This window comes from Pseudoalteromonas sp. TB41, assembly GCF_000497975.1.
Taxonomy (GTDB): domain Bacteria; phylum Pseudomonadota; class Gammaproteobacteria; order Enterobacterales; family Alteromonadaceae; genus Pseudoalteromonas; species Pseudoalteromonas tetraodonis.
In genome coordinates, this window is sequence record NZ_AUTH01000087.1 from 18,724 (window position 1) to 31,441 (window position 12,718).

Below are 12,718 nucleotides of genomic sequence, written 5' to 3' on the forward strand. Positions count from 1 at the left end.
TAAAAAAGGCGCTTTAAGCGCCTTTAAGCTATATCTAATGATAGTGTTCGTACATTTTATCTAGTGGCTCAGAAAGACCACTTTCTTGCACTATACGCACATGTTTGCGTTTTAATTCGCGAGCACTGGTAACGCCACAAGAATGTGCAATAAGCCCCGCACCGTAATGAATGTATTTATTATAATTTGCGACCCGCTGCGCTTTATCTTCAACATTCAAGCCCCGTTGTAAACGTTCATTATGCGTAGTAATTCCTGTGGGGCAGGTATCTTTATTACATTGCATAGCCTGAATGCAGCCTAGTGCAAACATATGTCCACGTGCAGACACAACAAAGTCGGCACCCAGTGCTAATGCCCACGCAACTTTTGAGGGCACAATTAATTTGCCAGAGACAATAATTTTAACTCGCTCTCTAAGGCCATGCTTTTTTAGTAACTGAATAACTAAAGGAAGACTTTCTTTTAGCGGTAACCCCACCGAATCGAGTAAAGACTGAGGTGCAGCGCCGGTACCACCATCAGCACTATCAATGGTAATGAAGTCGGGTGCAGACTCAATACCACGATGATTTATCTCGGCAAATAAACTTTCTAACCAAGTATGTTCACCAATTACCGCTTTAAAGCCTGTCGGTTTACCGGTTGTACTTCTTATCGTGGTGAGCATGTCTAAAATATCGTTTGGATTTTTTATTTCTGGGTGCCCATTTGGGCTAATTGAATCCTGCCCCTCAGGTATGCCTCTTATTTTAGCAATTTCAGCATTCACTTTTCGCCCAGGTAACATACCGCCTTTACCTGGCTTGGCACCTTGGCTCATTTTCAGCTCAAACATTTTAACTGCAGGGTGTGCAGCAACTGCTTTTAGTTTTTCTGTGCTTAAATTTCCATGCTCGTCGCGTACACCATATTTAGCCGTACCAATTTGAAACACGATATCGGCACCACCTTCTAAGTGATACGGACTAAGTCCGCCTTCCCCCGTGTTCATCCAACAACCGGCTAATTTTGCCCCCTTTGAGAGTGCACGTACAGCAGGACTGGATAACGCGCCAAAGCTCATGCCCGATATATTAAATAACGAATTTGTGGTGTAAGGAAATTTACAATAAGGCCCAAGCGTTACGTTGCTAGGCGCTAGGGCTTCTTCATCTAAGGTAGGAAATGCGCAGTTCATAAACATTACGGTGCCTGTCGTTTCTAAGCTTTGGGTTGAACCAAAAGCAGCCGTATGATCAACATCTTTAGCAGCCCGATATACCCAACTGCGTTCGGCGCGATTAAAGGGCATTTCTTCACGGTCGAGAGCAAAAAAATACTGACGGAAAAACTCACCTTGGCGCTCAAAAAAGTACCGAAAACGTCCAATTACCGGATAATTACGCCTAATAGCATGCTTTGTTTGGGTAACATCTCGAACATAAAAAATAGCAATTAATATAACCAGCAATCCAAATACAACAATAAATAAGCTGGCAAACACATCGATACTGAACATTATAAATTGACTCATTACTTATCCTTAAATGCTAAAAAAGCGTGATGTCATTAAATAACACCACGCTTTTATAGTTTCAAAATAATGCGCTATTAGCTATCTGTTTTTGCTAATTCTGCTTGTATATACAAACGTATTTGCTGCTCAAGCACCGACAAAGGCACTGAACCATGGCGCAATATTTGATGATGAAACTCACGAATATCAAACTGCTGACCTAATGCTTGCTCGGCCTCTGCACGCAGACGTTTAATTGTTAACTCACCAATTTTGTATGACAACGCTTGTGCAGGCCATGAAATATAACGATCGGTTTCTGTTTTTACATTGTGTAATGAAAGCGCCGTATTATCGGCCATAAAATTCATTGCACGCTCACGACTCCAGCCGTACATGTGCATACCCGTATCAACCACTAAACGTGTAGCACGCCACATTTCGTAGGTTAAACGACCAAAGTTGCTGTACGGGTCTTGATAAAAACCCGCTTCAACGCCTAAGTACTCTGAATACAATCCCCAGCCCTCACCAAACGCTGATAAATACGCATCACGGCGATAGCTAGGTAAACTTTCAAGTTCTGCATTGAGTGAAATTTGTAAATGATGACCCGGCACCGCTTCGTGCAAAGTTAACGCTTCTAAAGCATAGAGTGGTCGTTTATCTAAAGCGTACGTGTTCACCCAATAAAAGCCGGCTTGATCATCACGGCTCGAACCTGAATAGCGCCCAGTAGTGTACTTAGGAGCAATATTGGCAGGCACCGGCGCTACGCCATAAGGTTTGCGCGGTAAGGTATGAAATAATTTAGGCAACTGCGCATCCATTTTTTTTGCAATATACGCGGCCTCTTTTAATAATTGCTCAGGCGTTGTGGCGTAAAACTGCGGATCTGTTCGTAAAAAGTAGATAAATTCTGCAAACGTGCCTTTAAAACCTACTTCTTTAATAACCGCTTCCATTTCACTACGAATGCGCGCAACCTCCGCTAAACCCAGCTCATGTAATTCTTTTGGGGTCATTTGTGTGGTGGTGTAATATTTAGCACGATTTGCATAAAAGGCCTCACCATTCGGTGTTGACGAAATACCAATATCACTGCGCGCGCCAGGTAAGTATTCAGTATTAAAAAAAGTTAAGTAATCTTTATAGGCTTTAATAACTTGGCCACTGATAGTGGCTTTAGCCTGTTGTTGCAAATCTGCAAATTCACTATCACTTAAACCCGCGGTATTGTTTAAAAATGGCTTATAAAATTCAGATTGTGTAACGTCATCAACAATGTAAGCAGTAATCGAGTCTTGATAACCAATTAATACCGCTTTGGGTTGAGTTAAACCAACTTCTAATCCTTTACGCATCCAACCTATGTTTTGCTCAAAAAAGCGCGGCACTTGTTGTAATCGCTTTAAGTAGTTTTGATAATCTTGAGCAGTTTTATAATCAGAGCTATTAACAATAAACGATAAGCTTGAATGAAAGCCATATTCTGACGTTAAAGGCATGTAGTGCGTATTAAATACATATTCATCAACACTATTTTGCACTTGCGCTCGAATAATACTGTAGTTAATTTGGTTTTCATCACTGAGCTTACTTATATCTATGGCATCTAAATCTGCTAATAGCTGGGTGTTTTTTTGATATTGCTGCGCTAAAAATTCAGCTGACAAATTAGGTAATAAGTAGCCATCAACTCCTTCGGGGTTACTATACGGGCTAATATTTTGGCGATGCTGTACGATATTCTCAGCCGCTTGCGTAAATTGTTGATCCGCATTAATTGCGGTGAGCTGACACGCGCTTAGTGAGCACACTAAAGTGACACTTAATAAGGAAAGACGCATTTGTTTTGAAAGAGATAAATTCATAGTGATTGATCTTAGTAATATTACAGATGTGATAAACCTATCGTAGCCTAGATAAATAGCAAATAGATATACGACCAACTGCGCAAAATATACGCCCGTGAGACATTGTATTAACTTAAGTTAATACAAAACTATAAATAACTAGGGTCTGTTTATCTTTCGAGGTTAAATTTACAGCAGTGTGTTTGGCTTCTAGGCAAGGCAGAGCCTATGTAGTGTGGTTACTCCCCATAAGTAGGCGATAACGCAGCATAGATGCCAAACTTGCGCTGCCCAAAGGGTTCTGCCTAGAGGTGATTAACTCTTTGTTACTCGCTTTTTACTTAGCCCACTAGGTTACAAATCTCGCGCCGCGATTAAATCACCTCTAGATTGAACAAGTTTTAATCCTGAAAGGTCAATAGGCCCTAGAGTAATTGCTCAGAAAAACAACGGTTATTGAAATTATAGTCCTATTTTAGCCAACTCCGACTCATTTTACTTTTAAATAACGGATATAATGATTATTGTATCGTTGCTTGGAAGCAAATTGCCTCATTGGACGAGTTTTATAAATCAGCATTTATGCGTATTTGGTTGGTAATTGCAAATGATGTTCCATGACTCCATGGCTATAGCACAAGAAAAAATGACAAAAGTATGTATGTTTTTAGAGCATCATGTTTTGCCTCCTACCCCCTTAAATTTTCAAGTTGTGTATACATACATTAGTAAAATCCATTTTGCGCTTAACAATGCTATTGATGATGCCATAGATGTAAATCAAAATATTGATGAGCTATTTATTGAGCAACTCTATTTTGAATATTTAAATCAGGGTCATAAAACCGAAGTAGCAATGATTGAAAACGTCAATGGCGTGATCAATTCACTATCGCGAAATGCACAGCAAACAGAAAAAAAACTTAACGATTTTGCAGGCCATGTTAATGACTGCTTGCATTCTTTAGATGAAAATAATATTGCTAACAGCCGCCTCGCTTTAGAAAGGTTAAATGAGCAAACACAGTTACTTCTCTCACAACAAGCACAATTTAAACAAGAACTTAGCCAGGCAAAAAAACTACACGAAGCCACTAAAAAACAACTTAATACCTTGCGCAAACAACATGTGATTGACCCACAAACAGGCTTATACAAACGCCATTATTTAACTAAGCAAACACAATTATGGCTAAAACAAGATAAGTCAATTTCAGCAATTGCCATTCAAATTGATAATTTAGAGCATTTTATTAATAACTTTGGTGATGCCATTGGAGAAGTGATTTTAAATAAAGTAGCTAAGCAAGTTCAAAAGTATGTTTCACAAAGTGGCTTAGCCGGGCGCTCTGCAAAAGACCAATTTATCGTTCTACTTGCTAACATTGAGCCAGAAACTGCTAAGCTGATTGCAGAAAAAGTAATAACTGGAGTTGAAAAACTACGCTTTATAAGTTCAAAAAGCGATCTAAAACTCCCTCCCATTTCTCTCTCATTAGGGATTACGGAACAACAAGGCGACTTTAACCAACTAGTTAAAAGTGCCTCAAACGCGGCGTTTAAATCACGCGCATCTCAATAACCCAGTACACTGTTCAAACAATAAAATTAACTGATAAATCATATTCAAATTGCACCCTTGGTGCACAATCAAGTACACTAGTCTTTATTACCACGATAGAGATTAATCATGAACGAGAACCCTGAAAAGACCACGCATTTTGGCTATAAAACTGTTGCCGAAACCGAAAAAGCTTCTATGGTTGCTGATGTATTTCATTCTGTTGCGACAAAGTACGATGTTATGAATGATCTCATGTCTTTTGGTATTCATCGTTTATGGAAACGTCAAACAATTGCCAGCTCAGGTATTCGTAAAGGTCATCATGTATTAGATTTAGCCGGCGGTACTGGCGATTTAACTGCAAAGTTTAGCCAGCTTGTTGGCGAAACCGGTCAGGTTGTTTTAGGTGATATAAACTCTTCAATGTTAAAAGTAGGCCGCGAAAAGCTGCATAACTTAGGCCTTGTAGGCAACATTGATTACGTACAAATGAATGCCGAAGCCTTACCTTTCCCTGATAATAGTTTTGATTTAATTACGATTGCTTTTGGCTTACGTAATGTCACCGACCAAAATAAAGCATTGCGCTCTATGTACCGCATTTTAAAGCCAGGTGGTCGTTTACTCATTCTTGAGTTTTCAAAACCAGAGCAAGAGCTTCTCAGCAAGGCGTATGACTTTTACTCTTTCAACATTTTACCTACTATGGGTAAACTAGTTGCTAACGACAGTGAATCATACCAATACTTAGCAGAGTCAATTCGTATGCATCCAGATCAAGAAACCCTTAAAGCGATGATGGTGGAAGCAGGATTTGAGCAAGCGACTTATCAAAATCTAACTGGTGGCATTGTTGCCCTGCATCGTGGATTTAAATACTAAGGTTAGTAATTTATGGCGCTTGAAGAACACAGTAAAGAACAACCGGCTGCAGGCAGTTTTTTTATGCTACCGAGCTTTGTACTTTCGCTTATTGAGCAAGTATTAAATCAAGCGCTTAAACTCGATCCGAGCTTACTCGATAAACTAAAAACGGTAGAGCATCAGCGCTTATTAGTTGAGGTTAGAGACTGGCAGCAAAAAATAGCCATTACTTATGCCAATCAGCAGCTACATCTTTACACTGCATTCGAACATGCTGACGCTGATTGTATGATCAGCGCCAATATAGATACGTTGTTAGCACTGAAAAACCCAGCCATGCTGACTCAACTTATTCGCCAAGATAAGCTTGATTTACAAGGCGATTTAAATATAGCTCAACACTATAGTTCAGCCTTTTCAAGTGTAGAGATTGATTGGCCAGAGCAACTAGCAAAGCATATTGGCGACGCGCCTGCACAACAGCTTTATTTGCACTTGCAGTCGCTTAAGCAGCAGGGTAAAAAAGCAAAGTCTCAGCTCGATAATACTTTTATTAGTGTGTGCCAAGACGAACTGGCAATCACCATTCACCCATTAGAGCTTGAGCAATTTAAACAACAAAATAGAGCACTAAAAAGCCAAGTTGCCGCCATTGAGCAACGTATTAACGCCCTAATTAAAGCCCTTTAACGCGCTAAGGATTTTTTGTGTCAACTGCCCGACTGTATTACATAACTAAAACCCTGCTTAGCTTCGGACTTGATGAGCTTGTACCCAAACATAAAGTACCTTGGTTTGCTAAACTTGCTCGTGGCAGTTTGTTTTGGTTGCGCAACCAACACAAAGATAAACCTCCTGGCTTAAGACTTCGTTTAGCACTACAACAACTTGGCCCTGTGTGGATAAAGTTTGGCCAAATGCTTTCAACTCGGCGCGATTTACTGCCTCATGATATCGCCTTGGAATTAGCCTTTTTACAAGATCAGGTAGAACCGTTCGAAGGTGAACTAGCCCAGAGAATCATCGAAAAAGCATTAGAAATAGATGATATTAGCCAGCTATTTAGCGAATTTTCACAAATACCTTTGGCATCGGCCTCAATTGCTCAAGTGCATACTGCTACCCTTGTTGATCCTCAAGGTGAATCGCAAGATGTTGTTATTAAAGTTATTCGCCCTAATATTGAGCAACAAATCAACGCTGACTTAGCACTAATGGAAAAATTGGCTAAGGTTGTCGGTAAGTTAATTAACGAAGCCAAGCGATTACGCCCAGTGGAAGTGGTTAAAGAGTATAAAAAAACATTGCTCGATGAGCTCGACTTAATGCGTGAGGGCGCTAATGGCATTCAATTAAAGCGTAACTTTGAAGGTTCAGAATCGTTATACATTCCAACAGTATATAGTGATTATAGCCGCAGTAATGTACTGGTTATGGAGCGTATTTACGGTATTCCGGTTTCGGACACTGAAGCGTTGATGGCACAAAACACCAACATGAAGTTATTAGCAGAACGCGGAGTAGAAGTGTTTTTTACTCAAGTATTCCGCGATAGTTTTTTTCATGCAGATATGCACCCTGGTAATATTTTTGTGTCACGCGAAAACCCGCATAATCCTAAATATATTGGTATAGATTGCGGTATTGTTGGAACTCTTAACAAAGAAGATAAACGCTATTTAGCTGAAAATTTCATTGCCTTTTTTAACCGCGACTACCGCCAAGTAGCACAGCTACATGTTGATTCAGGCTGGGTACCACCTGATACCAGCATTGAAGAGTTTGAATTTGCTATTCGCACCGTGTGCGAGCCTATTTTTAATAAACCACTAGCTGAAATATCATTTGGTCATGTATTGGTTAACTTATTTAATACCGCACGTCGTTTTAATATGCAGGTTCAACCGCAACTCGTATTATTACAAAAAACCTTGCTGTATGTTGAGGGCTTAGGTCGTCAGCTATACCCACAACTGGACTTGTGGAAAACAGCAAAACCATTTTTAGAAGACTGGGTTAAACAACAAGTGGGCCCGCTGTCTGTGCTAAAGCAAATGTATGCAAACTTACCGTTTTGGGCAGAAAAAATGCCTGAACTACCCGATTTAATTTATCAAAATTTAAAGCGAGCACCACACTCTCACGCACCTGAAATTAAGGTTTCACATAAACCATTGGTTTTAGGACTGTTTAGTAGTGCTGCGATGATTGTCTCAGCTTTATTTTATTTACAACACAACTTAATCGCTGCTGGCGTTGTCTTAAGCTGTGCTGTTATTGGCTTTATAGCGGCTTGGCGCCGCGCATAAACTAAGTGCTATTTGCCACTTTAGGCGTATAATCAGCACTTAACCTTATTATTTTATGGCTTAAAAGCAGGAGAAAACCATGGGTTTTGGTGGTATTAGTATTTGGCAATTATTAATTGTACTTGCAATCATTGTACTTTTATTTGGTACAAAAAAACTACGCGGTATGGGTGGTGATTTAGGTGGCGCAGTTAAAGGCTTTAAAAAAGCTATGTCTGATGACCAAAATGCTGAAAAACAAGCTAGCGAAGATAAAACTGAACAGATCCAAAAATCATCAGAATCAACACCAATCGATTCAAGTACAACTAGCAAAACTAAAGATAACGACAAGGTTTAACTAGCATGGGAATGTGGGAGCTTGTTGTGGTATTTATTGTCGGTTTGGTAGTACTAGGGCCGGAACGCTTACCTGTTGCTATTAGAACCGTAAGCCGCTGGGTTAAAACAGCCAAAGCAATGGCTAACTCAGTAAAAGCTGAAGTGAGTGAAGAGCTTCGTGTAAACGAGCTACATGAAAACCTAAAAAAAGCAGAGCAACAAGGTCTTAAAGATTTAAGCCCTGACCTACAACACTCTGTTTCTGAGCTGCAACAAGCAGCGCAATCAGTTACTCACAGCTATAAAAAAAATCAAAGCCAAGCCACTAATAACCAAGCAACAGATGACTCTAAATAATTATGGCACTCTCTTTTTTCATGCGCTTAATGCAGGTATAGAAAACAATGACTGAAGAAGTAAAATCAGGATTTGTCGCTCATTTAATCGAGTTGCGTGACCGGTTGATAAAATCGCTATTGAGTATTTTAGTGATATTTATTGGTTTGGTTTACTTTGCAAACGATATTTATACGTTTGTAGCTGCTCCTCTAGTCGCTCATTTACCTAGTACTGCCACTATGATAGCAACGGATGTCACTGCGCCATTTTTTGCTCCCTTTAAACTAACGTTGTTTGTTGCTTTATTTGCGGCCATCCCTTGGATTTTACATCAAATTTGGGGATTTATAGCCCCAGGTTTATATCAGCACGAAAAGAAAATGCTGATGCCAATATTAGCTTCCAGTATTTTCTTATTTTATGGTGGCATTGCTTTTTGCTACTTTGTAGTACTGCCAATTATTTTAGGGTTTTTCACCAGTGCAGGTCCTCAAATGATGACCCTAGCCCCAGATATCAGTAGCTATTTAGGCTTTGTGCTCAAGCTATTTTTTGCTTTTGGCATTGCATTTGAAATTCCAGTGGCGATTATGTTGCTCTGTTGGAGCGGTGCAACAACCACACAAAGCCTAAAAGAAAAGCGCCCTTATATAGTGGTCGGCGTATTTGTAGTGGCGATGTTTTTAACGCCACCAGACGTTTTATCACAAACTCTATTAGCACTCCCTATGCTGCTGTTATTTGAGCTTGGCTTAATTTTAGCGAAATTTTATACCGCAAAACCACAACAAGAATCTGAGGAATAATATGAATAAGCATTTACTTTCTTTACTCGCTTTAGCAAGTGTACCGGTTTTAGCCGCAACTCCTATCAATGAACAAGCGTTGCAAGCCTGTAGTTTTATTGAAAACGACTTTAATCGTTTACTCTGCTACGACAACACCATTGCCGGAAAGTCATTAACACAACCAGCACAAAGCCAGCTAAGCAAATCGGCACAAACAAATGTAAAAGCTGAGGCTCCCGCTGCAACAGCGCCTGTGGCCACTAAAGCAAAAGAGTTTGGTTTAGAGCATAAAGAAATTGCGGAAAATGGTGAAGAGTCTATTACGTCAATGATTTCATCTGTTAAAAAAGCACCTTATGGTGAGCTAATCATTACCTTAGAAAATAACCAGCAATGGCGTCAAATTGGTTCAGATAGCTTAAGATTAGACGAAGGCGATACTGTTATTATTAGCCGTGGCGTATTCAACTCTTTTTTACTTAAAAAAGCAGATCAAAACCGTTCAATTCGTGTAAAACGTACTCAGTAATGCAATACACGTTAATTGATGCTGGCGTAAATTTAACTAATCATCAATTTGATGGTCAGCATCAAGAGGTGCTCGCCAGAGCAAAAGATGCGGGCGTAAACCAGATGCTGATTATTGGCTGTGATATAACCTCCAGTGAAGAATCATTAGCACTTGCTGCGCACTATAATCAATATGCTACCGCTGGTATTCACCCTCATGACGCTAAAACAGCAACCCCTGAGCTTGAGCAACAACTTACTCAGCTCGCTCAAAATGAGCAGGTTATTGCCGTAGGTGAATGCGGACTAGATTACAATCGCGACTTTTCCCCTAGAGATATACAACGTGCTGTTTTGCGTCGTCAGCTCGCATTAGCTGAAAAACTCAACTTGCCTGTTTATTTGCATGAACGTGATGCCAGTGAGGATATGCTCACTATTTTAAAAGAATTTACTGTTCGCGGTGTACTGCACTGCTTTACAGGTAATGCACAAGCACTCTCAGGTTACTTAAACTTAGGACTTTATATTGGTATTACCGGCTGGGTATGTGACGAACGACGTGGCGAGGAGTTACAGCAACTTATACCGAGTATTCCTATTGAACGTTTATTAATAGAAACCGATTCGCCATTTTTAATTCCTCGTACTGTTAAACCAAAGCCAAAATCAAGACGAAACGAGCCAGCATTGCTGCATTATGTGTGTGACACGCTTGCTCAGCTTTATGGCATTCCGGCATCTGAAGTGGCAAAACATACTCGTGAAAACTTTAATCGCTTATTTGGATTAGAGAAAAAATAATGCGCATCTTTAGCACCTTGCTGGCATTCACCATGGTGTTTTTTACATCCTGTTTCCCTGCAAGTGCAATTGATATAAATAGCGAATTTAGCTCAAAAAAAATAGAGTCGATTCATTATTCGTTTACCCCAAACTCATTAGAAGATGCACAACAAAGCAACTTACAACAATGGCAGTCACTTAATAATAAACCGCTTAATTTAGGCCTAGAAACTCGCCCTGTGTGGATTAAATTTCAACTAAATAATTATCTTAATAAGCCAACAGAGCCAATTTTATCGTTAGATAACCCACTTCTAAACAATGTATACCTGTACCACTTTATGGGTGAGAAGCAACTAAAATCGGAACATCTTGGTGATGCTCTTCCTTTATCTAATAGAGCGATTAAAAGTGAGTCTTTGCTGGTTAAATTAACACTTCCCGCTAACAGCGAAACCACCGTTTATCTTAACGTTAATAATAATGCGGGAATCGGGCTTCGCGTCCCTCTCATCTTATGGCAACAAGATGCATTATTAGCCCATAAAAGTATGCTCAACTTGCACTATGGATTACTGATTGGATTTATTTTTTCTTTGGCTATCAGTAGCTTGGTTTTATTTGCTTTTTCACGTAAACATTATTTTGCCTATGCCGGTGTGATTACACTGATGCTTAGCCTATTTTTAGCATATTTAGGCGGATTTGGGTTTCGTTATGCCCCTCCAAGCATAGCAGCCTTACAGCAATTAATGCTGCCTATTTTGCTAATGCTGATCACGGTATTGTTTCTTCCTTTACAGCGCCATGTTTGCATACCCATTAAATCCAACTTAGTTAAAGGGCAAACAATAATAACCACCTTATATGCATTGGTTATTGTACTTATAGGGTTGCTGCCTACTCCAAGCGTGGCTTTGTTTGCTATTTTAAGCATTCCTGTCATTTTAAGTTATCATGTTGTCACAACATTATTTTACCTACGAAAAAACCCCACGAGCCCCAATAAATCTCTATTAATGGCACTCGGGTTCTTTTTAATTGTAGTCATTCATTTTTCCGTTGCGTTAACAGGCCTGTATACAGTCACTAGATCCAGCTTAATACTCACCTTCGCAGCCTCATTAAGCTGCTCATTTTGTTTAAGCTACACCGTCATAAAATTATTTATATTACAACGCGATGAGCAAGTCACAACGCAACAGGCGTTGATTGCAAAAAGTGCAGCGCAAGATGCGCTCTTAAATGAGCGGATTGAATTACAAGAGCGCACTCGTCATGAACTTGAAAACCAAGTTGATGAGCGCACCTTTGAGTTACAAGTCACACTTAGGGAACTTGAAGATAAAAACCGCGAGCTTGAACAACTCAATATGGAAGATGCTCTAACAGGGGTAAAAAATAGACGCTTTTTTGATAAAAAAATAATCATGGAAATTCGCCGTTCACGCCGTGAGCAAACACCCTTGAGCATCATTATGCTTGATATAGATAAGTTTAAAGCAATCAACGATACGTATGGCCACTTAACCGGCGATCAGGTAATTCGAGCAGTCTGTGATGTTATTAAACAACAATTAAAACGTCCTCTTGATGAAGTGGCGCGTTATGGTGGTGAAGAATTTGTCGTCCTGCTACCCAATACTAATAATCAAGGTGCGTTAGCTATTGCCGAGCAAATACGGTGCGCAATAGAAAAAAACACTGTCAGTGTTGCAGGTACTACGATTAAATACACCATTAGTGCCGGTGTTTATACTCATATTGCCGATGATGTTCATAACCCTGAAATATTTACTGAGCGTGCCGATAAGGCACTCTATCTAGCAAAACAACATGGCCGCAATCAAGTGGTTAATTTTCCAATCTCACAGTAGGAGCGT

General features: G+C 39.8%; 12 protein-coding genes. 10 read left to right on the plus strand and 2 right to left on the minus strand.

Annotation, left to right across the window (positions count from 1 at the left end):
• Positions 1–34 precede the first annotated feature (34 nt).
• Both L641_RS0114330 and L641_RS0114335 read right to left on the minus strand, forming a co-directional pair.
• Positions 35–1,516, minus strand: a complete 1,482-nt coding sequence (locus L641_RS0114330) for an FMN-binding glutamate synthase family protein (RefSeq protein WP_024602243.1) — start codon at positions 1,514–1,516, stop codon at positions 35–37.
• Positions 1,517–1,593: 77 nt separating this feature from the next.
• Complete coding sequence (locus L641_RS0114335; RefSeq protein WP_008108538.1) at positions 1,594–3,372, minus strand: DUF885 domain-containing protein; 1,779 nt, start codon at positions 3,370–3,372, stop codon at positions 1,594–1,596.
• Positions 3,373–3,979: 607 nt separating this feature from the next.
• Between L641_RS0114335 and L641_RS0114340 the strand changes: the two genes are divergently transcribed.
• From L641_RS0114340 to L641_RS0114385, 10 genes are all read left to right on the plus strand, one after another.
• Positions 3,980–4,936: a diguanylate cyclase gene (locus tag L641_RS0114340; protein ID WP_024602244.1), complete on the plus strand. Its 957-nt coding sequence runs from the start codon at positions 3,980–3,982 to the stop codon at positions 4,934–4,936.
• 108 nt (positions 4,937–5,044) lie between these two features.
• On the plus strand, positions 5,045–5,800 hold the full coding sequence (gene ubiE, locus L641_RS0114345; protein ID WP_008108541.1) for a bifunctional demethylmenaquinone methyltransferase/2-methoxy-6-polyprenyl-1,4-benzoquinol methylase UbiE: 756 nt from the start codon (positions 5,045–5,047) through the stop codon (positions 5,798–5,800).
• A gap of 12 nt (positions 5,801–5,812) precedes the next feature.
• Positions 5,813–6,472 carry an SCP2 sterol-binding domain-containing protein gene (locus L641_RS0114350; RefSeq protein ID WP_008108543.1) on the plus strand — a complete coding sequence of 220 codons (660 nt, stop codon included), beginning with the start codon at positions 5,813–5,815 and terminating at the stop codon, positions 6,470–6,472.
• A 17-nt stretch (positions 6,473–6,489) separates the two neighbouring features.
• Positions 6,490–8,091, plus strand: coding sequence for a ubiquinone biosynthesis regulatory protein kinase UbiB (ubiB, locus tag L641_RS0114355; protein WP_008108545.1), 1,602 nt, complete (start codon positions 6,490–6,492; stop codon positions 8,089–8,091).
• Between the two features lie 79 nt (positions 8,092–8,170).
• Positions 8,171–8,431: a Sec-independent protein translocase subunit TatA gene (tatA, locus tag L641_RS0114360; RefSeq protein WP_008108546.1), complete on the plus strand. Its 261-nt coding sequence runs from the start codon at positions 8,171–8,173 to the stop codon at positions 8,429–8,431.
• A 5-nt stretch (positions 8,432–8,436) separates the two neighbouring features.
• Positions 8,437–8,769, plus strand: coding sequence for a Sec-independent protein translocase protein TatB (gene tatB, locus L641_RS0114365; protein ID WP_008108547.1), 333 nt, complete (start codon positions 8,437–8,439; stop codon positions 8,767–8,769).
• A 47-nt stretch (positions 8,770–8,816) separates the two neighbouring features.
• Positions 8,817–9,557 carry a twin-arginine translocase subunit TatC gene (tatC, locus tag L641_RS0114370; RefSeq protein WP_008108549.1) on the plus strand — a complete coding sequence of 247 codons (741 nt, stop codon included), beginning with the start codon at positions 8,817–8,819 and terminating at the stop codon, positions 9,555–9,557.
• Position 9,558: 1 nt separating this feature from the next.
• A complete protein-coding gene (locus L641_RS0114375; protein ID WP_008108551.1) occupies positions 9,559–10,068 on the plus strand; it encodes a hypothetical protein in 510 nt (169 codons plus the stop codon).
• A complete protein-coding gene (locus tag L641_RS0114380; protein WP_008108554.1) occupies positions 10,068–10,853 on the plus strand; it encodes a TatD family hydrolase in 786 nt (261 codons plus the stop codon). Before L641_RS0114375 ends, L641_RS0114380 begins: the two co-directional genes overlap by 1 nt.
• A complete protein-coding gene (locus L641_RS0114385; protein ID WP_024602245.1) occupies positions 10,853–12,712 on the plus strand; it encodes a diguanylate cyclase in 1,860 nt (619 codons plus the stop codon). The genes L641_RS0114380 and L641_RS0114385 overlap by 1 nt, the downstream gene beginning before the upstream one ends.
• Positions 12,713–12,718 lie beyond the last annotated feature (6 nt).

What these genes read in the sequence shown, in the direction of transcription:
- L641_RS0114330 (WP_024602243.1), bottom strand. Translation starts at nt 1,516, where the DNA reads ATGAGTCAATTTATAATGTTCAGTATCGATGTGTTTGCCAGCTTATTT.
- L641_RS0114335 (WP_008108538.1), bottom strand. Translation starts at nt 3,372, where the DNA reads ATGAATTTATCTCTTTCAAAACAAATGCGTCTTTCCTTATTAAGTGTC.
- L641_RS0114340 (WP_024602244.1), top strand. Translation starts at nt 3,980, where the DNA reads ATGGCTATAGCACAAGAAAAAATGACAAAAGTATGTATGTTTTTAGAG.
- ubiE (WP_008108541.1), top strand. Translation starts at nt 5,045, where the DNA reads ATGAACGAGAACCCTGAAAAGACCACGCATTTTGGCTATAAAACTGTT.
- L641_RS0114350 (WP_008108543.1), top strand. Translation starts at nt 5,813, where the DNA reads ATGGCGCTTGAAGAACACAGTAAAGAACAACCGGCTGCAGGCAGTTTT.
- tatA (WP_008108546.1), top strand. Translation starts at nt 8,171, where the DNA reads ATGGGTTTTGGTGGTATTAGTATTTGGCAATTATTAATTGTACTTGCA.
- tatB (WP_008108547.1), top strand. Translation starts at nt 8,437, where the DNA reads ATGGGAATGTGGGAGCTTGTTGTGGTATTTATTGTCGGTTTGGTAGTA.
- tatC (WP_008108549.1), top strand. Translation starts at nt 8,817, where the DNA reads ATGACTGAAGAAGTAAAATCAGGATTTGTCGCTCATTTAATCGAGTTG.
- L641_RS0114375 (WP_008108551.1), top strand. Translation starts at nt 9,559, where the DNA reads ATGAATAAGCATTTACTTTCTTTACTCGCTTTAGCAAGTGTACCGGTT.
- L641_RS0114380 (WP_008108554.1), top strand. Translation starts at nt 10,068, where the DNA reads ATGCAATACACGTTAATTGATGCTGGCGTAAATTTAACTAATCATCAA.
- L641_RS0114385 (WP_024602245.1), top strand. Translation starts at nt 10,853, where the DNA reads ATGCGCATCTTTAGCACCTTGCTGGCATTCACCATGGTGTTTTTTACA.